At 60.3% G+C, this 22,885-nt stretch carries 18 protein-coding genes and 2 riboswitches; of the genes, 7 read left to right on the top strand and 11 right to left on the bottom strand.

What is annotated here, in order from left to right:
• Positions 1–202 precede the first annotated feature (202 nt).
• On the top strand, positions 203–1,210 hold the full coding sequence (locus QD461_RS09330) for a LacI family DNA-binding transcriptional regulator (protein ID WP_414087481.1): 1,008 nt from the start codon (positions 203–205) through the stop codon (positions 1,208–1,210).
• Between the two features lie 51 nt (positions 1,211–1,261).
• Here the strand turns inward: QD461_RS09330 and QD461_RS09335 are convergent, their stop codons facing one another.
• Genes QD461_RS09335 through QD461_RS09345 form a run of 3 tightly spaced genes read right to left on the bottom strand, consistent with a single transcriptional unit; the run spans position 1,262 to position 4,627 of the window.
• Positions 1,262–2,416: an ABC transporter permease gene (locus QD461_RS09335; protein ID WP_414087482.1), complete on the bottom strand. Its 1,155-nt coding sequence runs from the start codon at positions 2,414–2,416 to the stop codon at positions 1,262–1,264.
• Positions 2,413–3,645: an ABC transporter permease gene (locus QD461_RS09340; RefSeq protein WP_414087483.1), complete on the bottom strand. Its 1,233-nt coding sequence runs from the start codon at positions 3,643–3,645 to the stop codon at positions 2,413–2,415. Before QD461_RS09340 ends, QD461_RS09335 begins: the two co-directional genes overlap by 4 nt.
• A gap of 1 nt (position 3,646) precedes the next feature.
• On the bottom strand, positions 3,647–4,627 hold the full coding sequence (locus tag QD461_RS09345) for an HlyD family secretion protein (protein WP_414087484.1): 981 nt from the start codon (positions 4,625–4,627) through the stop codon (positions 3,647–3,649).
• Between the two features lie 697 nt (positions 4,628–5,324).
• Here QD461_RS09345 and QD461_RS09350 point away from each other — a divergent pair.
• The 6 genes from QD461_RS09350 (at position 5,325) to metE (ending at position 13,239) form a co-directional block, all read left to right on the top strand.
• Positions 5,325–6,419: a GGDEF domain-containing protein gene (locus QD461_RS09350; RefSeq protein WP_414087485.1), complete on the top strand. Its 1,095-nt coding sequence runs from the start codon at positions 5,325–5,327 to the stop codon at positions 6,417–6,419.
• A gap of 90 nt (positions 6,420–6,509) precedes the next feature.
• Positions 6,510–6,767: riboswitch (cobalamin riboswitch) on the top strand.
• Positions 6,768–6,926: 159 nt separating this feature from the next.
• On the top strand, positions 6,927–7,943 hold the full coding sequence (locus QD461_RS09355; RefSeq protein WP_414087486.1) for an ABC transporter substrate-binding protein: 1,017 nt from the start codon (positions 6,927–6,929) through the stop codon (positions 7,941–7,943).
• 2 nt (positions 7,944–7,945) lie between these two features.
• A complete protein-coding gene (locus QD461_RS09360; protein WP_414087487.1) occupies positions 7,946–8,983 on the top strand; it encodes a FecCD family ABC transporter permease in 1,038 nt (345 codons plus the stop codon).
• Positions 8,980–9,744, top strand: coding sequence for an ABC transporter ATP-binding protein (locus tag QD461_RS09365; protein WP_414087488.1), 765 nt, complete (start codon positions 8,980–8,982; stop codon positions 9,742–9,744). The genes QD461_RS09360 and QD461_RS09365 overlap by 4 nt, the downstream gene beginning before the upstream one ends.
• Before the next feature lie 4 nt (positions 9,745–9,748).
• Positions 9,749–10,528, top strand: a complete 780-nt coding sequence (locus QD461_RS09370; protein WP_414087653.1) for a class I SAM-dependent methyltransferase — start codon at positions 9,749–9,751, stop codon at positions 10,526–10,528.
• Between the two features lie 54 nt (positions 10,529–10,582).
• A riboswitch (cobalamin riboswitch) is annotated at positions 10,583–10,799 on the top strand.
• Positions 10,800–10,893: 94 nt separating this feature from the next.
• Positions 10,894–13,239, top strand: coding sequence for a 5-methyltetrahydropteroyltriglutamate--homocysteine S-methyltransferase (gene metE / locus QD461_RS09375; protein ID WP_414087489.1), 2,346 nt, complete (start codon positions 10,894–10,896; stop codon positions 13,237–13,239).
• A 132-nt stretch (positions 13,240–13,371) separates the two neighbouring features.
• Here metE and QD461_RS09380 read toward each other — a convergent pair whose 3' ends face one another.
• The 8 genes from QD461_RS09380 to QD461_RS09415 all read right to left on the bottom strand — a co-directional run bounded on the left by QD461_RS09380 (position 13,372) and on the right by QD461_RS09415 (position 22,881).
• Positions 13,372–13,776 carry a VOC family protein gene (locus tag QD461_RS09380; RefSeq protein ID WP_414087490.1) on the bottom strand — a complete coding sequence of 135 codons (405 nt, stop codon included), beginning with the start codon at positions 13,774–13,776 and terminating at the stop codon, positions 13,372–13,374.
• Between the two features lie 61 nt (positions 13,777–13,837).
• Entirely contained in the window at positions 13,838–14,167 is a 330-nt protein-coding gene (locus QD461_RS09385) for an ArsR/SmtB family transcription factor (RefSeq protein ID WP_414087491.1), read from the bottom strand.
• Complete coding sequence (locus QD461_RS09390; protein ID WP_414087493.1) at positions 14,151–14,663, bottom strand: SRPBCC family protein; 513 nt, start codon at positions 14,661–14,663, stop codon at positions 14,151–14,153. The genes QD461_RS09385 and QD461_RS09390 overlap by 17 nt, the downstream gene beginning before the upstream one ends.
• Positions 14,664–14,846: 183 nt before the next feature.
• Positions 14,847–15,332, bottom strand: coding sequence for a GNAT family N-acetyltransferase (locus tag QD461_RS09395; protein ID WP_414087494.1), 486 nt, complete (start codon positions 15,330–15,332; stop codon positions 14,847–14,849).
• A gap of 306 nt (positions 15,333–15,638) precedes the next feature.
• Positions 15,639–16,289: a 4'-phosphopantetheinyl transferase family protein gene (locus tag QD461_RS09400; protein ID WP_414087495.1), complete on the bottom strand. Its 651-nt coding sequence runs from the start codon at positions 16,287–16,289 to the stop codon at positions 15,639–15,641.
• Positions 16,286–20,305, bottom strand: coding sequence for a Pls/PosA family non-ribosomal peptide synthetase (locus tag QD461_RS09405; RefSeq protein ID WP_414087496.1), 4,020 nt, complete (start codon positions 20,303–20,305; stop codon positions 16,286–16,288). Before QD461_RS09405 ends, QD461_RS09400 begins: the two co-directional genes overlap by 4 nt.
• A 441-nt stretch (positions 20,306–20,746) precedes the next feature.
• A complete protein-coding gene (locus tag QD461_RS09410; RefSeq protein ID WP_414087497.1) occupies positions 20,747–22,063 on the bottom strand; it encodes an aspartate aminotransferase family protein in 1,317 nt (438 codons plus the stop codon).
• Positions 22,060–22,881 carry an N-formylglutamate amidohydrolase gene (locus QD461_RS09415; RefSeq protein ID WP_414087498.1) on the bottom strand — a complete coding sequence of 274 codons (822 nt, stop codon included), beginning with the start codon at positions 22,879–22,881 and terminating at the stop codon, positions 22,060–22,062. Before QD461_RS09415 ends, QD461_RS09410 begins: the two co-directional genes overlap by 4 nt.
• Between the last annotated feature and the right edge of the window lie 4 nt (positions 22,882–22,885).

Here is a 22,885-nt window from a genome sequence, read left to right on the forward strand (position 1 = left end):
TATCCTCCCAGGATTTGCTGCTCAATCGAACCGGTTCGATTTCTATCATTGAATCGATCACACTATATGTCAAGCTCGCTGTTGAAACCTCTTTCGGCATATTGCTTAGTAGCCAGCAAATGCTAGATTTGCGTCGAAGATTCATCGAAAGAAATACCTTCAACCGGAAGGTCATCGGCGATAGAAACGGTTCGAAAAATCCATGGCAACTATTCGCGACGTCGCCAAACTCGCTGACGTATCCGTCTCGACGGTGTCGCTGGCTCTAAGCAATCCGGCGCGAGTCAGTCAGAAGACATTGGAGAAAATCCGGCAGGCGATTGCCACCGTCGGCTTCGTTGCCGATCCGCTTGCGCAAAGCCTGGCGCGCGGTCGCAGCCGCATGATCGGCTTCGTGGTCGGGAATGTAGGCAATCCGTTTTTCGGGGATATCCGGCGTGAGCTGGAGAATTATGCACTCGATCACGAACATTTTGTTGTCGTCACGGACTCCTCGGGCAAGACGGATCGCGAGAGAGCGATGGTTGAGCATCTGATCGGCCTCAAGACCGCAGGCCTGGCGCTTGCGCCCTCTGGGCACGACCAGAATTATCTCGATTTCGTCGCCGGCCTGAGTGTGCCAATTGTCTGCTTCGACCAGAAGGTTGCCGGCATCGAACGCGATTTCGTCGGTTCCGACAACCATCTGGCCGGCGCGATGCTGACAGAGCATCTCCTCCAGCTCGGTCACAGGCGCATTGCCTTTATCACTGGCCCGAGCCATATGCATACCGCGACGGAACGCTATCGGGGATTTACCGATACGATGGCAAATGCCGGTGTAGAGGTTAATCCCAACTTCGTCGTGGATGGACAGTTCACCCGCACGGCCGGCTATGAGGCGGCGATGCGTCTACTCATCCAGCCGGAGCGCCCGACTGCGATTTTGGGCGCCAACAATACGGTTGCGCTTTCGGCCCTGCAGGCCATGCAGGAACTGGGCTTTCGCTGTCCCGAGGATATCTCGCTCGCCATGATCGACAACGTGCAATGGAGCTCGGTCATCACGCCACGCATCACCATGGTAGTGCAGGATACATTGGCGCTTGGCGGTATCATCGCAAGACGTCTCATGCACCGCATCACCAGTCCTCAAGGCGCAGTCGAGTCGCCGCAGGATTTCGTGCTGACACCGAAATTCGTCCCCGGCAATTCCTGTCGCCGGATTTAACCCCTCACTCTCATCTCCGGCAGCCGTGTCAAAGCCGGCTGCGTACCGTCGTCATGCATTCTGAGCGAGGCGATGTTTGCTCCTGGCTTGGAGGAAGATTGCGATTGCTGTGTAGAGGGCTGCGAGGATCCAGAGGGTGAGGAAGGGATATCTCAGGTCGTGGAGGGGCGCGCCGAGCTGTGCGGTTGCGACGATGCCGTTGATGGCGGAGGTGCTGGGCAGGATGGTGGCGACGGCGTGCAGGAAGGGCGGTATTGCTTCGGTCGGCCAGGAGAAGCCGGCGAGGAACAGGAAGGGGATGCCGAGAGCTGCGGAGACGAGCTGCACCGTGAGCGGGCTGCGGAACAGGCTGGCGATGACCAGGCCAAGCGCGCTGACCGAGAGCACGAAGGGTAGGGCGAAGATGAAGATCGACAGCGGCGTGCCAAGGCGGGGGATGTTGTAAAGATAGGGAATGGCGATCAGATAGAACGGCGCGATGACGGCCTCCATGATCAGATAGGCGAGCAGCTTCCCCATGACGACGGCCACCGGCCCGATTGAGGCCGTAGGCCCGGTCCCGATCGCATCGTTCCTGTAGGTGCCGAGCAGGCCGACGCCGATCAGCAGCGTCTGCTGCATGATCAGGATGAAGGCGGCGGGCAGGATATAGGTCGCATAGCCACCCTGCGGATTGAACAGCGGCACCGCCGTGAACGGCATCGGATCCGCGGCGGCGGCGGCCACGCGGGGATCGACATCGGCGGCGACAAGCCGGGCCGTCTCGATCGTGGCGCCCATGGTCTTTGCGACCGCAGAAACGCCGCCGGAGATGCGTTGATAGATCAGGAAGTAGCTAGCGTCGGCATAGAGCGCGATTGGCGACTGCCGGCCGTGCAGCAGGTCGCGCTCGAAATATTTGGGAATGACGAGAAGGCCGGAGAGGTTGCGGGCATAGACCTCGCGCTCGGCGCTTGGTCGGTCGGGAAAGACGCCGCCGACTGCGACATCAGGCGATGCATCGATCCGGCGTGCAAGATCCCGGCTGCTATCCGTGCCATCGAGATCGACGATGGCGATCGGCACGTGGCGCAGGGCTTCGGTGCGATAAGGTTGCGGGTAGAGCACGGCATAGATGATCGCCGCGACAACAAGCACGGAAAAGGCTGGCTTCAGGGTCAGCACGCGCTTCAGTTCGATGCGGCAGATCGTCAACATATCCTTCATCCGGCCGCTCTCCCAGACGTGTTCGGTTCAGGTGCGATCGGCTGCTCGCGTTCGCGTAGCCGCCGCGCCCGCATCGCCTCCAGCCGCAAGGCCGTCAGGCCTGCCAACAGCACAACCATGAACAGCAGCACGGCAACCGGCTTTAGGGACAGATAGACGGGTGTGCCGCGCAGTGTCTGATCGATGCGCGCCGTCATGTACCAGGTGCCGGGGATAATCTCACCCCAGGAATAGGCAAAGGCATTCATGCCGATCCTCGGAAAGCCGATCCCCATGAAACCGAAGGCGGGCGCCATCAACAGCGTGCCGATGCTGATGGCGCTGGCCATCGGCTTCAGCAGCAGTGCCAGCAGCGTGCCGATAAGCTGGTTGGCCAGCACGAACAGGATGCCGCACGCCAGCAGCAGGTAGCGGTCGCCGCGAAGCGGCATGCCCAAGAGGCTGAAGAGAACCCAGTCGGCAATGCCGAGCACCACCAGGAACAGCAGCGTATAGGGGAGGATTTTGCCCGCCATCGCCGGCCACAATCCGCCGCCGAGGCGTCTCAAGATGCGCAGCCGATGGCTGGTTTCGACGTCGAGGCCGACTGCATAGGCCATGGTGGTGACGATGATGACCTGCAGCACGCTCGGCAAAAGGGCGGCGAGCAGGAAATGCGCATAGTTGAGCGATGGGTTGAACAGGGGAGTGACCTGCACCGGGATCGGCGCCAGCTGCTCTTCGGCCTCGTCGAGAGGCTGGCCCTGCGAAGTTCGCAGCGACAGCCTTATACCGGCAGCGACGGTCTGCACGGCGGCGCTGACGCCGCGCAGCGTCAGATTGCCCGTCGTCATCGTTTGGGTATTGTAGAAGAAGACGACTTCGGGGCGGCGCCCGGAAAAGACGTCACGCTCAAGGTTGTGCGGCAGCATCAAAAGCCCGTGAACGCTGCCGGACAGGATCAGCTGCCGCCCTTCGGCGAGATCGCTGACATTGCGGGCGACGGCCGCATCCGGCGTGGCGTCGACCGTCCTGATGATCGTTCTTGAAAGATCGGTGTTGTCGAGATCAAGCACGGCGATCGGCAGCTTCGTGGCAAGGCCGGCGCTGAAGACGGCGGCAAGCACGGCCATGAGCAGGAGCGGCAGCACGGTCGTCAGGAACAGCAGGAACGGGCGCCGCCGGAAATGGTCGAATTCCCGTCTGAAGACTGTCAGGAAACCGGGACGTAACCGCCCTTTCGCCATCATCTCAGTGCCCTGCCGGCGGCCAGGATGCAATGACGCTCATGCCGGGACGCAGACCTTGAACCGGCTTTACCGGGGTTGCGCGGACCTCGAAGGTGCGCAGATCGAAATCGCCCGTCGCCCGTGTCGCCCGCCAGGTGGCATACTGCCCCTGGGCATTGATCATGGTCACCTTCACCGGGATCTTGTCTTCGCCGAGTGCGGGCACGGTGACGTCGAAACCGTCACCGACCTTCAGGCCCTTCAGCAGATCTTCGCGAAGATTGAAGGTGAACCACGGGTTCTGCAGGTCGATCAGCGAGAAGATCGGGGCGCCTGTGGAAAAGTTCTCGCCGAGCTCTGCGACGCGCGTCGTCACCTGGCCGGAAATCGGCGCGACGATGGTCAGCTCATGGACGTTGGTCTGCTGCTGGCCAAGCGAGGCTTTTGCCTGCTCGACCTGCGCGGCGGCGAGGGCCTTTTCCTCCTTGCTCGCGCCGGCGACGGCCAGCTGCAGATTGGCCTCGGCCGACTCGCGCTTGCGGATGGCGGCTTCGAGGTTGCGGGCCGTTTCGTCGACGCGCGCCTGGGTCGAAGCCCCTGTCGTGATCAGCCTGCCCTGACGGCCAGCATCCTCCTGATAGAGTGTCACATCCGCATCCGCAGCGGCCAGCTCTGCCTGACGGGCTGCGATCGTCTCCGGCCGAGTGCTGTTGACCCTGACGAGATCGGCCTCAGCGACCGACAGTGCCGCCTCGGACATGTGAAGGGCGGCGGTCAGCTGCGGGCTCTCCAGCTCGGCGATGACTGCGCCGCGCTCGACATTATCGCCGACATCGGCATTGAGTTTGGTAACCCGCCCCGAAACCCGCGGGCTGATATCAACACGATTGGCTGAAACTTCACCCTGTACAATAAGTGGCGGAGGCTTCGTGGCAAACCATAACAGGACACCGAGCACTCCAACGATCACGATGCCAATCACAACACGAAGCGTTCGCAACATACAGTCGCCTCCAGAGTTCCCCTTGGAGGCTCGCGCCTCCCAACAGTTGACGGCAGGCGCATGGTTCATGAACTGGCCGGGGTTGCGGCGATAGCGAGACAAGATGCGTATCCGCGCCAGTCCGCGTCATCGTCGCTGCGTCGGCCGACTGTCCCTGTGCCGGCGATTGCCATGTTTCCATGCGGACTGTAGCAGAGGAAAATAACAAAAGCACTTACCGCCAAGCAACTTAACGCCTTTCCGCCCTTGAGTTGCCAGCCACCCGCTCCCGTCGAGCACGGATCGCGTCGTTCGACCTCTTAATTGAGCGGGGGTGCTTGACCATCCTGCGTAAAACTCCAGATAGGCTTGGTCGCCGCCGCTTTCAAAAAGGTCAATCATTCACCTCAACCAACTCTTCGTCTGTTTTCCATAAGCTTGTTTGTTCTCTCTAGGCGTGGTGTCTGGGAAATCCGTGGCCCTGGGTGCTACAGGTCGCACGCACTGAATGCCGGGATACCGGAGGGCGTCTTTTTGAAAATTCTGTCATCGCGATGATCATCATTTCCTGTAGCAATCCAAAAGGTGCAGTCGTTTCTTGGGCAGCCGAGAGGCGTGATAAACCATCTCGTAGAGATTTTTTGGTATTTCATTCTGACTTCGACTATGGCGTGGCCGGGCCGTTCGCTTTGGCCTCGCGCGAGGATTGGGAACGTTGATGGAAATTCAAACGCACTTGCCTTCCCTGGTGCGTGTTCTGGGGCAGGTAGCGATCATCGTCTACGCCTATTCTTTGGTCACCCGGACTATTGAGCGCGGCATTCTGAAATCTGTCGCTGTCGGACTGCTCTTCGGTCTCGGCGGTATTCTATCGATGAGCGATCCCATTCGATTCATGCCCGGTGTGATTCAGGATGGGCGCTCGATCCTGCTCGTTCTCACGCCTATTTATGGCGGTATCGTCGGCACTGTCGTTGCCGCCTTCATGATGGCCATCTTTCGCTATTTGGTCGGTGGCCTGGGAGCCGTAAGCGGGGTTGCCGGCATTTTGATCGTCGCGACCGCAGGATATGTTCTGACGCTTCTGCCGCGACAGTTGACCGGCACCGGATGGAGGCGCTCGGCTCTGTTCGGCCTTGCGACGACGACGTCTCTCGTCGTTCTCGTTTTCCTGCCATGGTCCGTCACGCGCGAACTTTTGATCTCGGCGGCGCTGCCGGTGACGATCGTCAACATCCTCGGCGTCATGTTACTGTCGGACTTGCTTGAGAAAGAAAGCTACCGCATCGGTATTCAGCGCGCGCTCGAAAACGAAGCCACGCTCGATCCGCTGACTCAACTTCCGAACCGCCGTGTCCTGCAGCGGGAAGGCGATCGCTGCAGCAAGGAAGCCGGGATGCGGCGGGTTCCTTTTTCGATCATCATGCTCGACATCGATCATTTCAAGAAGATCAACGACAATTGGGGCCACACTTTCGGCGATACCGTCCTGGCCCGGGTGGCGGACGTGATCCGGCGGACGGTGCGCAAGACCGACATAGCCGCCCGCTATGGCGGCGAGGAAATTGTCGTGCTGCTGCCGAATACGGATATGCGCGCCGCCGGCATCGTTGCCGAGAAGATCCGCAACGATATCGAGGCAACGGTTCTGATGTTCGGGCAGGAGACCGTCCATGTCACTGCCAGCATCGGCATTGCCTGCTCCTTTGAGCCATCGACGGATTTCAAATATGTTCTCGAAGCAGCCGACAAAGCGCTTTACCGCGCAAAGGCCGGTGGAAGAAACCGCGTTGAACTCGCGGAAACCGCATAGGGCTGTATCTGAGCGTCCTTCCGCCAACTTCGCCGTGTCGCGTTCCCGGCCTTGTTTGTACCGCTGTCTTCTTGACGGAACTGGTCGTCCGGCTTAACTGGATACGACGGTTCCCCAAGGAAGACTCCGCGGGGATTAATAGGGAACACGGTGAGGACGACCCAAAAGGGACCTAGACCGTGGCTGCCCCCGCAACTGTAAGCGGATTGCCGATCATCCGGACGTGAACAGGGTTCTGTTCATCTTCGAAGGCTTGAGGGCCGTGCCACTGCGACCACAATCGCGGGAAGGCAGATGATCGTCAGATATTCGCAAGCCAGGAGACCTGCCGTCGATCACGATCCAATCACCCGGGCGGGGATGCCCGGAAAGGACAGAGAATGATTGACCTGAGCCTTCGACATTACCAGGCGTTTTTCGGCCTTGATTGGAATCTCCCCAACGGGCGGTCCGTCTGAGCGCAATCGCGCCGACGCCGCCAATTTCCCATTCCGATCGAGACCTTTCATGCGCCATTTTTTGACGACCTTTACTTTTGCACTTGGATTGACCGGCTTTGCCGCCTCCGGCTTCGCGGCTACCCAATATCCGCTCACGCTCGCCAATTGCGGCCAGCAAGTTACCTTTCAGAAGGCCCCCGCCAAGATCGTATCCATCGGTCAGGGCATGACCGAGATCCTGCTGTCGCTTGGCCTTGCTGACAAGATCGCCGGCACCGCCGTATGGGTCGGTCCTGTGTTGCCGCAATATGCGGAGGCCAACGGCAAGATCCCGCGTCTTGCGGATAATGACCCTAGTTTCGAATCCGTTGTCGGCAAGGAGCCGGACCTTGTCGCTGCCGAATTCGAATGGCATGTCGGCACACAGGGCTCTGTCGGCAAGCGCGATCAATTCTCCAAGCTTGGCATCAATACCTACGTCGCTCCGACCGATTGCGTCGCCAAGATCAACGCCGAGGGCGGCGACGGTGTCCGCAAGGAACTGTTCACAATGGATCTCGTCTATCAGGAGATCAATGAACTCGCGCAGATCTTCGACGTCAAGGATCGCGGCGACGCGTTGGTTACGGATCTGAAGAAGCGCGAGGCGGATGCTGTCGCATCGATTGCCGGCGCAAAGGCTAAGGACCTTCCGATCGTGTTCTGGTTCTCCAGCAAGGAAGTCAGCGGCGATGCCTATATCGCCGGCAAGAACAGCGCTCCGGCCTATATCCTGAAAACGCTCGGCGCGAAGAATGTCGTGACGACGGAAGAGGAATGGCCACTGGTCGGGTGGGAAACCATCGCACAGGCCAATCCTGTCGTGATCGTCATCGCGACGATGGACCGTCGCCGCTATGCTGCCGACGATCCGAAAGTCAAGCTCGCCTTCCTTGAGAAGGACCCGGTCACAGGCCAGCTCGACGCCGTCAAGAACAAGCATTTCGTCATGATGGATGCGCAATCGATGAACCCGACTATCCGGACGATCGACGGCATTGAGATACTGGCCAAGGGCATCAAGTCCTTCGGTCTGGCGCGTTAAATATGCGTCTGATCACGGAGCGGCGAGACAGGTGGGCGCTATTGGCGCTCACCATGGCTGCATTCTTCCTTTTGGCCTTCATGATCAGCCTTGCGGTCTCGATCGGCGAGATCTCCATCCCGCTGTCGACGACGGCCAAGGCCGTATCGAACCGGTTGTTCGGGACGGATTTCGAGCTTAGCCTGATACATCAGGGCATAGTCTGGGATTATCGCCTTAGCCGTGCGCTCGTTGCGGCAAGCGCTGGGGCGTCGCTGGCGCTGAGCGGTGTGATCCTACAGGCCCTGCTGCGCAATCCGCTTGCGGAACCCTATGTGCTTGGCATTTCCGCAGGCGCCTCCACCGGCGCGGTCTGCATCATGATCCTCGGGCTCGGCTACGGCATTTTGGGGCTTTCAGGCGGCGCCTTCATCGGCGCTGTTGCCGCGTTCCTGTTTGTCGGCTTGCTCGCAGCCGGTGTCGGCGGAACAAGTGAGCGCATCATCCTGTGCGGGGTTGCCGGCTCGCAGCTCTTCAATGCACTCACATCCTACATTGTCACGACGTCCGCGAACGCGGAGCAGGCAAGGGGCGTCATGTTCTGGCTTCTCGGCTCGATGAGCGGCGTGCGCTGGCCGGATGTCTATCTCTCTGGGCCGATCGCGATTATCGGCTTCGTGGTCTGTATGGCGCATGTCCGCGTGCTCGACGCTTTCGTTTTTGGATTCGACGCGGCGGCTTCGCTCGGCATCGCCGTGCGCCGCGCGCAGATCGTGCTTCTGGGAACGACCGCTTTCATGACGGCGGCGGTTGTCAGCATCGTCGGCTCGATCGGCTTTGTCGGGCTCGTCATTCCGCATGCAGCCCGTTTCTTGGTCGGCCCCAATCATGACCGGCTATTGCCAGCGTCCGCGCTCGGCGGCGCGATCTTCATGGTTGCTGCCGACATTGTTTCCCGGATCATCATTCCCCAGCAGATCCTGCCGATTGGCGTCGTGACTGCTTTGTTCGGCGCTCCCGCCTTCGCCATCATTCTCTATCGCGCCCGGAGGACGGCATGAGTATCGCGGTCGACAACGTCACCTTCGCCGCCGGCAATACGCTCATCGTCAACGGCATCAGCCTCTCGGTGGAAAAGGGCAAGGTGCTCGGTCTGCTGGGGCCGAATGGTTCCGGCAAGTCGAGCCTGTTGCGGCTGGTCTGCCGGCTGCGAAAGGTGAAGAGCGGTGTCGTCAGGCTTGGCGGCAGCGACATTGCGTCGATCTCGCGCGGTGACATTGCCCGCCGCATCGCATTGGTGGAACAGCAGGCAACAACCGATACACAGGTGACCGTCATCGATGTTGTTCGCCTTGGGCGCACTCCGCATCGCGGTCCGCTCTCGTCCTGGAGTGTCCGCGATGATGCGGCGGTTCTGGATGCGCTCGCCCGCGTCGGCATGCAGGATCGGGCGGGGCAGCTATGGCAGACTTTGTCCGGCGGCGAGCGGCAGCGTGTCCACATCGCGAGAGCACTGGCGCAGACACCGAGCGAATTGCTGCTCGACGAACCGACGAACCATCTCGATATCCAGCATCAGCTCGACATTCTCGGCCTGATTTCCAAGCTCGATGTCACATCGGTCGTCGCCCTGCACGATCTCAATCTGGCGGCGATGTTCTGCGACAGTCTGGCGGTTCTGCAGAAGGGTGAGGTGGTCGCGGCCGGTTCACCGGAAGAGGTACTGACGCAAGAGCTGATCGAACGGGTTTTCGGCGTGCGCGCGCATGTTCAGAAATCGTCGGTCCATGGCCGCTGCAACATTCAATATATGGCAGGCTGACCTCGTGGATGGCGCAAATTTCGATCTCAAGGAAGAAATCCGCGATTATTGGTCGAAGCGATCGGAGACTTTCGACCTCGCCTTCGGCCACAAGATCGCTCGCGGCGCGGAGGCCGACGCCTGGCAGAAGCCCATCCGTACGGCCCTCGGCTTGCAGCCAAAGCAGGTCCTGGAGCTTGCCTGCGGCACCGGCGAGGTAACACAGCTTATCCACGATCTCGGCCATGACGTGACCGCATTGGATTTTTCCGAGGCGATGCTTGCTGTTGCGCGCAGGAAACACGCGGGCAAGGCGCGCCTTCGCTTTCTGCTTGCCGATGCAGAACATACGATGGAGCCGGATGAGGCCTATGATGCAATCGTCTGTCGCCACCTCGTCTGGACGCTGACGCGGCCGGAAGAGACGTTCAGAGAATGGTTCCGGTTGTTGAAGCCGGGAGGGCGTCTGGTCATTTTCGATGGCGATTGGGCGCAGCCGAAACTGGGTGGCCGGATCGCCACGATGCTGATTGCGCTGATCGATCGCATCTGCGGCGCCGACAGGAATTACGACGGCGCGCTCAGCCGCCGCCATGCGCGTATCATGGAGGCGTTGCCCTTCGGCGACGGCCTGCACGCAGACGTGCTTGCGCCGATTATGGAAACTGTTGGCTTTGCCGAGATTGAATTGCAGTCACATTCATCCATCGCGAAGGCACAGCGGAAGAACGCAAATCTGAGAAACAAGCTGCGGACCTTCGTCTATGGCAGGTTTATCCTTGTTTGCACGCGCCCGACGCCTTAATGAGATAAACATATAAAGATTTGTTTATGTCTATTGACTTTGAGGCGCCGTTGGTGAGTATTGGCGTGTCATGGTTCTCTGGGGTGGCCTGTCCGCGTCAGAGCTAAGAGGGAATCCGGTGCGCCGAGAGTTCGGCAATACCGGGGCTGCCCCCGCAACTGTAAACGGCGAGCTACTGTCCACCGATGTCACTAAGGCGATAAGCCTTGGGAAGACGGACAAGGGCGACGACCCGTGAGCCAGGAGACCTGCCAGGACAAAATAACGTCCACGGGCGGGGTGTCCCGGTGGTTGCTGCGAAGGTCTCCAAGGGACTGTACCCGCACGCGTCCACTTAACCCATGCCCCCACCAACCAAATGGGGTATGACAGTGTCACAGAACAGCATTTCAGTCGCATCACTTGGCTTTCCAAGGATTGGTCTTCATCGTGAGCTCAAGTTCGCGCTCGAAGGCTTCTGGTCTGGAAAGATTCCCGAATCCGAGTTGCTTGAGACCGCTAGGAAGCTCCGGGCGAGCAATTGGTTGCTCCAGCGCGATCGCGGCATCAGCCGCATCCCTTCCAATGATTTCTCTTTCTACGACCACGTGCTCGACACGGCGGTCATGGTCGGAGCGATCCCGTCCATCTACAGTTGGAGGGGCGGCGACGTTCCCCTGTCGACCTACTTCGCGATGGCGCGCGGTAGTGAGGGCGACGGCTCTGCTGATTGTGGCCACACCCATCACGGCCAGGGCACGCCGGCGCTCGAAATGACCAAGTGGTTCGATACCAACTATCACTTCATGGTGCCCGAGGTTTCGGAGGAGCAGGACTTCGTGCTGACGTCGCAGAAGCCCGTCGATCATTTTCTCGAGGCAAAGGCGCTCGGTGTTCACACGCGCCCCGTCATTCTCGGTCCCGTTACCTTCCTGAAGCTCGCTAAGGCTCGCCACGGAACATTCAAGCCGCTTGGCTTGCTGTCAAAACTGCTGCCGGTCTATGAAGAGTTGCTCCGCCGCCTTGTCGCTGCCGGCGCCGATTGGGTCCAGCTCGACGAGCCGATCGCTGTCCTCGACCTGACCGAAGGCGAGCGCCATGCCTTCTCGGTTGCCTACAAGGCGCTTACGAAGGCCATGCCGGATCTGAAGATCATGCTGACCACCTATTTCGGCGCTCTTGCGGATAATCTCATCGCGCTCGCCGATCTGCCGGTTGCCGGACTTCATGTCGATCTGACCCGCGCGCCCGGCCAGCTCGATGATGTCGCAAAGGTCGTTCGCAAGGATCAGGTGTTGTCGCTCGGCATCATCGACGGACGTAACATATGGCGCGCTGATCTTGCCGCGATTGCCGACAAGCTTGCGCCGATCGTTGCGGCCCGCGGCACGGACGGCATTGAAATTGCGTCGTCCTCGTCCCTGCTACATGTTCCGATCGATTTGGAGTTGGAGACGGATCTTGATGCGGATCTGAAGAGCTGGCTGGCCTTCGCCACGCAGAAGCTTTCCGAGCTTTCCGTGCTTGGCAAGGCGCTTGGAGGTGACAAGGCTGTGGTGGCTTCGGAAATCGAAGCCGTATCGAAGGCGATCGCAGCCCGGGCCTCCTCGTCGAAGGTGACGAATGCGTCGGTGCAGAGCCGCATTGCAACGATCGGCAACGATCAAAAGAAGCGCGCCGGCGCGTTTGCCGATCGCCAGAAGATCCAGTCGGAAGCAATCAAGCTCCCGCTGTTCCCAACGACAACAATTGGCTCCTTCCCGCAGACTTCCGAGGTTCGCAAGGCCCGCTCGGCGCATTCGAAGGGCGCGCTGACGGACGCGCAGTATGAAGCCTTCCTGAGACAAGAAACCGAAACCACCATTCGCTGGCAGGAAGAAATCGGCCTCGACGTGCTTGTTCACGGCGAGTTCGAGCGTAACGACATGGTGCAGTATTTCGGCGAACAGCTGTGCGGCTTTGCATTCACCCAGCATGCCTGGGTGCAGAGCTACGGTTCGCGTTATGTCCGTCCGCCGATCATCTTCGGCGACGTGTCGCGCCCGAAGCCGATGACCGTGCGCTGGTGGGAATATTCGCAGTCGCTCACCGACAAGCCGGTCAAGGGCATGCTGACGGGACCGGTGACGATTCTCAACTGGTCGTTCGTCCGCGACGACATCCCGCGCAGCGAGGCGTGCCGGCAGATCGCGCTTGCCATCCGCGATGAGGTGAACGATCTCGAGGCGGCAGGCGCAAAATTGATTCAGATCGACGAAGCGGCCCTTCGTGAGGGATTGCCGCTCAGGCACAAGGATTGGAAGCACTATCTCGATTGGGCCGTGGAAAGCTTCCGCATTTGTTCAAGCGGCGTTGCCGACAGGACGCAGGTGCACACCCATATGTGCTACTCGGAGTTCAATCAGATAATCGATGCCATTGCCGCGATGGATGCCGACGTCATCTCGATCGAGACATCCAGATCGAAGATGGACCTGCTGGATGCTTTCCGGCACTTCAAGTACCCGAACGAGATCGGCCCCGGTGTCTACGATATTCATTCGCCGCGTGTTCCCGAGGTCAAGGAGATGATGGACCTTCTGTCCCTGGCACGTCAGCGGTTGCAAGATCGGCAGATCTGGGTCAACCCGGATTGCGGATTGAAAACCCGCAAGTGGGAAGAGGTGAAGCCGGCGCTCGTCAATATGGTCGAAGCTGCTCGCAGCTTGCGACGGGAGCACGCCAAGGCCTAAGCCGTGTCGCGATCTCCAAGACCCGCTCCCTGCAGGGCGGGTTTTGATTTCGCCCATGCAGCATGCCATCGCCAAGACGTTGAGAGCCGGCTTCCTGGAGCTGGCTCTCGGCGTACGGTTTCAAATGGCCTCTCAGGCGAGATTGATCTGCCAGGAGACGCCGTAGCGGTCGTTCAACCAGCAGAAGCGGCGGCTGAAGCCATAGTCGCCGAGCGGCATCAACTCCTGCCCACCGTCCGACAAGGCGGCGTGCAACTGGTCGATTTCCCGCTCCGTCTCGCATTCGACGAAGAGCGACATCGACGGCGTGAAACTGAAGGCATGCGGCGCAGTGCTATCGATCGCCATGTAGCGGCGTCCATTCAGGGTGAACCACGCGGTCTTGACCGTGCCTTCCGGCGGGCCTTCGCCCGGACCGTAGAGGTCGAGCCGCTCGATGTGGGATTGGGGAAAGAGCGAAACATAAAAATCGATCGCCGCCCTCGCCTGACCGTGATTGTCTGCCGAAAACATAAGGAAGGTAAGGATATCCTTCAAGGTCGGTCTCCATTAGCTGGTGTACGGTTTGTGGTCTTTCGTGTGGTCCGGGGAGGCGAGCTCATGTTGACTCGACCAGTGACTTGAGGCGGCCGAGCGCCTGGTCCCAACCGGACGAAATCGCATCGAGGAACGCTCGCGCCTCGGCGATACGGCTGCCATCGAGTGCGTAAAGCACCTCCTTGCCCCGGCGTTGGTGCGTCACCAGTGCGGCTGCTTCCAGCACCTGCAGATGCTTCACGATCGCCTGCCGGCTGATCGCCTGTCCTTCCGCCAGATTGGTGGCCGACAGCGCGCCGACGGCGAGAAGATGCATGACGAGCGCGAGCCGCGTGGTATCCCCCAATGCAGCAAAGATATCGGCCAGATCGCGCTCACGCCCGTTCGACATGGCGCTTCAGGTTTTCGGCCTGTGCGGCCCAGCCTCCGTCGTTCATCAGGAAGGCGCGTTGGCGCCGATGGGCTGGTATGCCCTCGAAGCCGGATTCGGTGATCGTCAGTCGGGTTCCTTCCGTTACGGGCTCCAGCCGGAACTCAACCAGCGTCGGCGTTTCCTTTGCCGGATCGCAGTCGATATCGATGCCGTAGGGGATCCAGCGGAAGCTGAAGGATCGGGGTACCTCCATTTGTTCGACGGTGCAGAAGACGATATTCCGCGGCATCTGCCGGATGCCGGTAGGTTCAAAGCCAAGCGAGGCCTGATATTGCCGCAGGGCCTGCTCGTCGAACTCTCCCTCGAATGTGCCTGTTATGGCCCGTCCGGGGACAAAGGGCTCGTTCAGCTTGACGCCGAACCATTGCGAAAATTCTTCGATATCGGTGATGGCGCGCCAGACACGCTCGATCGACGCACGCAGCACGACCTGTTTCTCGATGCGGTCAAACATGCTGACATGTCTCCTTTTGGGCAATTGTCGGAGACAGCTTAACATTGAGAAGACACAACGTGCAATAATTTAGTTGCACGTTGTGTCTTCAAATGCATCTTCGGAAAGTCGCTGCCCTTCTGATGGGGTCGTGCCGACAAGCATCGAGCTGATCACCTTCGCGGATAGAAGGCGGTGCATGGTTTATGCACAGAATTTCAGCACCAACTCGATCTCATCTTCAAAAACCTCGCCTGTCGGCACGAAGCCGAGACGCTTGTAGAAGCCTTCAGGGCTGTCTTCGCCGACGACATAACAGGTGAACAATTCGGCAAATCCGCGCGCTTTCATCTCGCGCACGACAAGTGCGATCGCCTTATCGCCGAAGCCCATGCGCTGATAAGGTCTGGCGATCATCAGGCGCCAAAGGAAAGCGCCTGGACAATCGATGACATCGTAGTCCGAGCCGATATGCAGCATCACGAAGCCCACCGGCGTGTCATCCGCGTAGATTGCGCGGAACCACGCATTTTCGGAGAAATGTGCTTCAGCGATGGAAACGCTGTTGTCCGCGACTTTGTCGCGCTGGACTGCAGTCAGCGTCAGGCTCAAGTCGCAGATATCGCCGACGGTTGCCATGGTAACGCGGCGCAGGGAGATTTCTGAGGCCGAAGTTGGCTGTTCGGTCATGATCGTTTTCCAATTTGCGATAGCTGATCCGGCAATAGTGCCGTAGTTTGTCTCGTTCGCTGGCGATCTGAGATCCACTTCCAGGACCCGACAATCGCGCTAGCGAGCATCACTACTGAAATAAAACCGTAAGGCGAAATTGGGGCGCTATATTTGGCCGATCCAAAAGTTCAACCTCTCCGCAGTAGGTGGCGGCTTTCCGAGCCGAGCCCCAAGCCCCTCCGATCCTATTCAATGTTTTGGCGATCATGCCATCCCAGTGCTGCCAGTTCATGACATCGGGAATGGAGCGATTGTCGGCTCCTGCTATGGCAGCGGCACGTCGGCAAGAACGACGATCCGAGGGAAAAGGCAGAACGAAAACCGCACCTTGCGGCCGCCCGTGGTCACCGCATTGCGAGCCTTGAGGTCGACGGCGATATGCTCGTAGCCGAGAACGATACCATCAAGCGGATAGCTGGCTTTGTAGACGGCCTCCTTGACACCGAACAGCAGGCGACACGCAAGGTGCCCGTCGACGTCGACAAGGGCGTCACCAGCGGTCTGCACGATCGCGGCGACCTCCTCGGGCAGAGGCTCTGCGGGCTCGACATCGATCCCAAGCGAGAGAACCTCGGTCCTTCGTCCCACGGCAGCGACGGCTATCACGTCGTCATGGGCGAGGGAGCCGACGAAACCGGGCGGCCAGAGGGGGGCGCCCGAAGTCGCGCGCTTGATAACGGCGTTCTCAATCCCCACTTGCGCCAGCAATTGTCGGGCAATCACGCGTGCAGCGCCGCTCGCACGTCGCGCTTCAAGCTGGCGCGACAGGATGCTGCGCGACTCTTCCGGCAGCAGCAGATTTTCATCGCCGTTTCGGATCGAACGGCAACCGATGCGGACGCCAGATGGTGCCAGCTTCGTCATTTCCGCGAGCAGCGCCACTTCCGCCGCGCGGAGGGGCGCTTGGCCGCTCATGCGTCGGCGACCGGCCTGACGAAGGAATGCAGCTTGGCAGGGTTGCCGCGCCAGATCGAGTACGGCTCGAGGATTTCGCCCTTCATGACGAAGCAGTCGACATCGGCGATCGAGCCGTCACCCATGGTCACGCCATAGTGGATGAAGGCGGCGGGGCTGAGCGTGCAGCCGTTGCCGATGCGGATGTAGTCCGACTTGAAGGCGCCTTCCTCCAAGGAATGCGCCTGGATGACGCAGCCTTCGTTCAGCGTCGCATCGTCGCCGATTTCCACCAGCGAGCGTTCCGTCAGGTTTGAACCGCCGTCATAGACACGCCGGCCGACCTTAACGCCGAGCGCGCGTAGGATCATCGGGCGGAAAGGCGTACCGGCAAACAGGCGCACGATCGGGGAATCGGCCAGCTTCCAATGCCGCTCGTGCCGCCAGAAGGTGATGTCATAGATGGTCGTCATCTGCGGCCGAAGGCGACGGAAGCCCAGGCTCGCCCATTCCACAAAAATATAGAAGGGTATCGTCAGGCCCGCCGTCAGCACGACTGCGACGAAGAGCGCCGTCTGTGCCCATTCCGTATAGTAATTCAGCGCCCGGTCCCAGATCGTCAGCGTCACAAACAGCGCTACCCACTGGGTGGCGACGAACATCAGCGCGGTCGCGAAATTGTGGCGATTCTTGTGGGGCAGACGAGCGCGGCGATCCTCGTCACTGACCCCCTGGATCAGTTCCATATCGCGCTTGACCATGCGCGGAATTTCGAAGGGCGGGGAGCCGAGCAGGCCGACATTTTCGCGCAGCACGCCGTCGACGGGCACCATGACCTTCGTGCCGAGCAGGCAGTTCTCGCCGGTCTTGCCATCCGGCGGATAGAAGATGTTGTTGCCGAAATAGTTGCGTTCGCCGACCTTGGTGTGTTCCAGCCGGAACGTGGAGGCCGATTTGTGGATGTTGATCATGTAGAGGCCGTCCGACACCATCGTGCCGCTACCGATCTCGCACATCAACGGATTGTCCTGCTGCTGGTTGCTGCCGAAGTTCGAGCCTGTCTGCACGACTTCATTGAGATTCCAGCCGAGCGCCCGGATATAGTGGACCACAGCCGAACTATCGCCGAACAGCAGGTTGACGAGGCGTATGTTGGTGCACACTTCGACGATCGACTGCAGCCAGAAATGGAAGCCATAGAGCCTGTAGGTGCGTCCGGGCTTGAGAACGAGGCTGAAAAGACGCGGCACAGCCAGCGCAGCTATGATTGCCAGCACGATGGCGCCGAAGAGCGTGATGGTCGTGCCGATGGCGACGATACCGATCGTTTCCTGGTAGTCGTCGCTGACATTCTGCCAATAGGTCTGGAACAGCAGCGGAAATGGCGTGACGAGCGCGAACATGGTGATGAGCTGCACGGTATCGTAGAGAATACGGCGCGTTCTCGAAAGTGTGACGCCATGAACCTTGCAATAGTCCGCCGAGGTCGAGACCGCGGGCGAGCCGTGCCAGTGGTCATCGTCGGGAATATGTTGGCCGCTTCGCAGCGACGAGGCGTGACCGAGCTGAGCACGATCACCGATCGACGTGTCGATATCAATGACGCAGCCGAGGCCGACGAAAGCATCGCGGCCGATGGCGATCGAACCCGTGTGGATATAGCCGGCTTGGGCGCGGTAGCCGAGAAGCGTCGATTCCTTGCGCAGGATCGAGTTTTCGCCGACCGAGATCAGGTCGGTGCAAACCGGAATGGTGCGGCATTCGATGGTGGTGTTGCGGCCGAGCCGCGCGCCGAGCATGCGTAGGTAGAGGCTGTAGAGCGGGCTGCCGCGGAACAGCACGACCGGCGCCGTGCGGATGAGAGTCTGTACCACCCAGAAACGATAATAGCGCAAGCCCCAGATTGGGAAACTCTCCGCCTTCCAACGTCCAATCAGCAGCCACTTCATGAGCACGGCAAAGCCGGACATGCCGAAGAAGACGCCCGCCGACAGGATTGCGCAGCGCAGATAAAGCTGCACCGGGTCGTCGAGCATATCGTAGACCCAGTTGAGGCCGTAATTCAGCAGCCAAAGGCTGAAATAGCTGTAGAGGCCATAGAAGGCGAGCTGCCCTATGCCGCAGGTCCAATAGGCGAAGTTCGAGGCGCGATGCGTGAGGCATGTCTCTTCGACGGCCACCACTTCTTCTTCGGGCCCGTGCAGATGCTGCGCGAGGGCCGCGACGGTTGGATGCATATAGATGTCGCGCATCGAGGTGGTCGCCCACTCCTTGCGCGTGCGCAATTTGGCGCAGAAGCGGGCCATCAGCAGCGAATTGGCGCCGAGATCGTCGAAGAAGTGATCCTCGACATAGATGTCGTCTATTTTCAGCACTTCTCGCAGCGCGTCCGTCATGAAACGCTGGTCGGCGGTTGACGGCAGAATTTCCTTGCGTTCTGTGCCGAGCCTCAGGCTGGCCGGCTTGGGAAGCTTGCGCGTGTCCACCTTGTCGGAAACCGTCATCGGCAGCGCCGGCAACTCTTCCAGGAACCCAGGGACCATATAGTCGGGCAGGCGGCGGCGCAGTTCCTTGGCAAGATCGCCGCGGGCGATGGCATCGACCCCGATCTTTAGCGCATAGTAGCCGACGAGCTCAACGCGACCGGGCTCGATCTCCCAGGTGGTGACTGCGGCCTGGGCAATGCCGGGCTGGTCGAGCAGAACCGCCTCGATCTCGCCGAGCTCGATGCGGTAGCCACGGATCTTGACCTGCGTGTCGATGCGGCCGTGATATTCGATTTCCCCGTCGCTGTTGATACGGCCGAGATCTCCGGTACGGTAGATTCGTTGCGAGGGATTGTTGGGCAGGCCGACGAAGTCAGGGATGAATTTCTGTTCGGTCAGATCGGGGCGGTTGAGATAGCCGACCGCAAGGCCGATGCCGGCGATGCCGATCTCGCCGAGTTCACCTGGTTCCGAAAGCTTTGGCGACTGCGCATCGAGAATGACGATGGAGTAGGTCGGCAGCGGCGCGCCGATGGTCACCGGGCGCTCCGGCGTCAGGTATCCCATGGTCGCGGTAACGGTTGCTTCCGTCGGGCCATAGGTGTTGAGGATCTGCCGCCCTTCCTTCGACCAGCGCGTCACGAGATTGTGCGGACAGGCCTCGCCACCCACCAGGATGGCGCGGAGCGTCGGCACGTCGCTTTCGATCGAAGACAGCAGCGTTGGCGAACAGGCCATGCAGGTGATGGCGTTGGCGCGCAGGAAATCTCCCAGCTCCTCGCCAACCAGGGTCATGCGACCAGGCGCAGGCACCACGGTAGCGCCTGCGGCGAAAGGTACCCATATCTCCTCGGTCGAGAAGTCGAAGGCGATGGTCATGCCCTGATAGACACGGTCACCCGGACGGTAGCCATAGGCCTCTGCGGCGATGCGCACGAAGTTGCAGATGCTCTGATGGCGTACGGCAACGCCCTTCGGCCGGCCGGTCGTCCCCGAGGTATAGAGGATATAGCAGGTTTCGTCTTCCGTCGCTGCCACGTCCGGTGGCGTGTCGGCATATCCGGCGATCTCGGAATAGTTCCCGTCGATAACGACGTGAGGCACGGAAAGCCCCGCCGCGCGCGTTGCATAGTCGGGAACGGTGATGACGAGGCTGACACCGGCATCCTCGACGATCAGCGCCATGCGCTCTTCCGGGAAAGCGGGCGCAAGCGGAACGAATGCGGCGCCTGCCTTCATCACGGCCAGGATGGTAATATAGGTCTCGGCGGAACGATCAAGAAGCAGCGCCACGCGGTCGCCCGGCTTAACGCCACGTTCGATGATCAGTCGAGCGAAACGGTTGGCTTGAGCGTCCATCTCCCGATAGGTCCAGACACGGCCATTGTCGATGACGGCAGGAGAGGGGCCATGGACATCGACCAGCATTTCGAAGACGCGGGAAAGCCGCTCGTCGGGGCGGCCTTTGAGGATTGAATCGGGGCCGCGCAGGATCTGCGGCGCGCGGCCTTTCCCGACTATTTCAATAACGTCCTGAGCGTGGCCGTGCATTTCGGTCCCTGATTCACTGATTTCCAAAATTGCGTCTGCTTGCCGTTTTCGGCGGTGCCAAAGGCAGCTGCAGTTGCCGCGCAGGCGGCTTACGAGCTACCCAGGCAAAAGGAAAGTGGATTTTGCGGCATATTAAAAAAAAGTAACCTTTTGTGCCGCGTAGTGGCGCGAACGCTTCGGGCAGGCGCGTAGGGCCGGCTTTTTGCGGCCATCGCGTGGGTATAAATCTACCGCTGAGGACCATGTCGCTCATCGTTCAGGTTCCCGGATCTCAGTGCCCGCGACGATACTTTCCCCACCGCAACCTAACTTAGGTTGGGATCGTGCAGGCACCCGATACAATCTGGCGTTTTCGGTCCATCGTCAAGCAAAACGCGAACTAGGTCGCCTTTCAGACGCCCGCAGCGCAAAGTGTTTGGATTTACTAGCTCCGTCGGGGCGCTACCAGGCGGCAAAGCCCTGGGTGGCCGAATCCGGGACGAGTCCATTGGAGATGTCGGCAAAAGCCTGATCGAGGATATTGATCGCCCGGTCGATTTCGTCTTCGGTAATCGTCAGCGGCGGCGTGATTTCGAGAACATTGCCGCTCATCCCGACGTAGTAGAGCACGAGCCCCAGCTCGTAGGCGCGATAGATGAGCTTTGCCGTTTCGCGCTTGACAGGAATGTGGCTTCCTCCCTGCTCAACGAGCTCGACGCCGCAGGCGAGCCCGCGGCCCCGCACATCACCGATGAGAGCGTGCTTGTCGGCAAGCTGCAACAATTTTCGGTGCAGGGCTTGCCCCTTCTGCCCGGCCGCGGCGGAAAGGCCTTCTTTCTCGATCGTGTCGAGGACGGCAAGGCCGGCAGCCGCGCAGACGGGATTTCCTTGCAGGGTCTGCATGGCAAATGCGCTTGCACAGTCCAGGATCCTTTTAGGAGCGATCACCGCCGATAACGGCAGACCTCCGCCCAGACCTTTGCCAAGGACCAGAATGTCCGGAACGAAGCCCTCATGCTCGAAGCAATGTAGCTTGCCGCTGCGGCCGAGGCCGACCTTCACCTCGTCGCAGACAACGAGGATATCGTGCTCCCGGCATAGAGCTGCAAATTTTTGGAGGAAGCCCTCGGGTGGCACGATCACGCCGCCATCCGAGAGGATCGGCTCGATGAAGGCCGCAGCAAAGGATTTGGGGGCGGCCTCTTTCAACTTCGCTTGAAAAAGCTCGAGAACAGCGTCGCCGGTTGGGTCGTCGCGGTAGGGCCGATAGGGATCAGGGTAAGGAAGTTGCAGCAAACCTTCCGCCTTTGCGGCTCCCGCCTGCACGGTATGGCCGGAAAATGCCATAGAGCCGACGGTACAGCCGTGATAGGCGCCGGCGAAAGAGACGAGGCCGGTGCGGCCGGTCGCCTCCATCACGGCCCGAGAGACCGCTTCGTTGGCGTCCGAACCGGAGTGGCCAAACCAGACCTTATGTGTGCTCTCGCCAGGAAAGGACGCCAGCAGCTTTTCGGCCAGCGCCACGGCCGGCTCGTTGGCGGCCGACAGAATGCTAGCGCCCGCAGGATTGGCAATCGCGCGCGAGACCGCTTCGACAATCGCAGGGTGACCGTAACCAAGGCTTGCTGCGCCCCATGCTCCGGAAAAATCTATGAGCTCCCGACCGCTTTCCTCGATCAGCGTCGCGCCTTTGCCTCCGGCGACCGCGAGGGGAAAAAAGCGCAGCTTCTGCAAGGAGCCGATGGCTTTGCCATCGCGTTCGTAGAGCGCGTCCGTCATTCCGGGCACTCCTCCAGCGCGGTTTCAAGGCAGCGGGTGAGGCAGGCTCCCCAGTGATTTACGCCGGCGAGCGTGTCGATCAGATCGTGGCGCACTTCGATCAAAGCTCCGGGGAGCCCCCGCCCATCCGCATGCACCGGCACCGTGTAGTCTTCGTCCGGATGAATGTTATAGGGCTCATTGTCGCCGATGGTGAGATCGGAATCCGCGCTCAGCGAGCGGATCAGCGACCGGGCGAAGGGTTCGGCATCCCGATAGAGGATACCAGCCTGCCAGGGGCGCGTGTTGCCGAAGTAGACCGGCGTGAAGCTGTGGATGCCGACGACCAGGGTGCGCCTGCCTTCGGCCTGCCTCAGATCCAGCCGCCTCGAAATCGCATTGGCGAAGGGCTTGAACAGGTTGTCGACGCGATTTGCCTTCTCGGCGTCGCTCAGATCGAGATTGCCCGGCACCATGGTGGTCTCGCTGACCTCCGGAATGGCGGTGGGCGCGCCGAGGGGTCGATTGCAATCGATCACAAGGCGCGAGTAGTTGGCCATGAACAGGGGCGCGTCGAGTGTCTGGCTCAAATATTGAGCAAGAGCTGAGACGCCGATGTCCCAGGCAATATGACGCCGGCGCTCGCTTTCCGGTAGGCCGAGGTCACCGAGCGCCCGCGGGATGCGGTTGGATGCGTGTTCGCACAAAAGCAGGTAGGGCGAGCGGCCGTCAGGGTTGACGACCGCATAGGGCGGCGGCTCGTCGATCGCAAGCAATGGCAGCTGCGGGTCGTGTCGCCACCGGTTTTCCGGGCGTTTGATGGCTGTGGTCGAAGTCATGATC

The organism is Rhizobium sp. BR 314 (assembly GCF_047445805.1).
GTDB lineage: Bacteria > Pseudomonadota > Alphaproteobacteria > Rhizobiales > Rhizobiaceae > Rhizobium > Rhizobium lusitanum_B.

Coding starts and splice junctions, on each gene's coding strand:
- QD461_RS09330 (WP_414087481.1), top strand. CDS start 203: ATGGCAACTATTCGCGACGTCGCCAAACTCGCTGACGTATCCGTCTCG.
- QD461_RS09335 (WP_414087482.1), bottom strand. CDS start 2,416: ATGAAGGATATGTTGACGATCTGCCGCATCGAACTGAAGCGCGTGCTG.
- QD461_RS09340 (WP_414087483.1), bottom strand. CDS start 3,645: ATGATGGCGAAAGGGCGGTTACGTCCCGGTTTCCTGACAGTCTTCAGA.
- QD461_RS09345 (WP_414087484.1), bottom strand. CDS start 4,627: ATGTTGCGAACGCTTCGTGTTGTGATTGGCATCGTGATCGTTGGAGTG.
- QD461_RS09350 (WP_414087485.1), top strand. CDS start 5,325: ATGGAAATTCAAACGCACTTGCCTTCCCTGGTGCGTGTTCTGGGGCAG.
- QD461_RS09355 (WP_414087486.1), top strand. CDS start 6,927: ATGCGCCATTTTTTGACGACCTTTACTTTTGCACTTGGATTGACCGGC.
- QD461_RS09360 (WP_414087487.1), top strand. CDS start 7,946: ATGCGTCTGATCACGGAGCGGCGAGACAGGTGGGCGCTATTGGCGCTC.
- QD461_RS09365 (WP_414087488.1), top strand. CDS start 8,980: ATGAGTATCGCGGTCGACAACGTCACCTTCGCCGCCGGCAATACGCTC.
- metE (WP_414087489.1), top strand. CDS start 10,894: ATGACAGTGTCACAGAACAGCATTTCAGTCGCATCACTTGGCTTTCCA.
- QD461_RS09385 (WP_414087491.1), bottom strand. CDS start 14,167: ATGTCGAACGGGCGTGAGCGCGATCTGGCCGATATCTTTGCTGCATTG.
- QD461_RS09390 (WP_414087493.1), bottom strand. CDS start 14,663: ATGTTTGACCGCATCGAGAAACAGGTCGTGCTGCGTGCGTCGATCGAG.
- QD461_RS09395 (WP_414087494.1), bottom strand. CDS start 15,332: ATGACCGAACAGCCAACTTCGGCCTCAGAAATCTCCCTGCGCCGCGTT.
- QD461_RS09400 (WP_414087495.1), bottom strand. CDS start 16,289: ATGAGCGGCCAAGCGCCCCTCCGCGCGGCGGAAGTGGCGCTGCTCGCG.
- QD461_RS09405 (WP_414087496.1), bottom strand. CDS start 20,305: ATGCACGGCCACGCTCAGGACGTTATTGAAATAGTCGGGAAAGGCCGC.
- QD461_RS09410 (WP_414087497.1), bottom strand. CDS start 22,063: ATGACGGACGCGCTCTACGAACGCGATGGCAAAGCCATCGGCTCCTTG.
- QD461_RS09415 (WP_414087498.1), bottom strand. CDS start 22,881: ATGACTTCGACCACAGCCATCAAACGCCCGGAAAACCGGTGGCGACAC.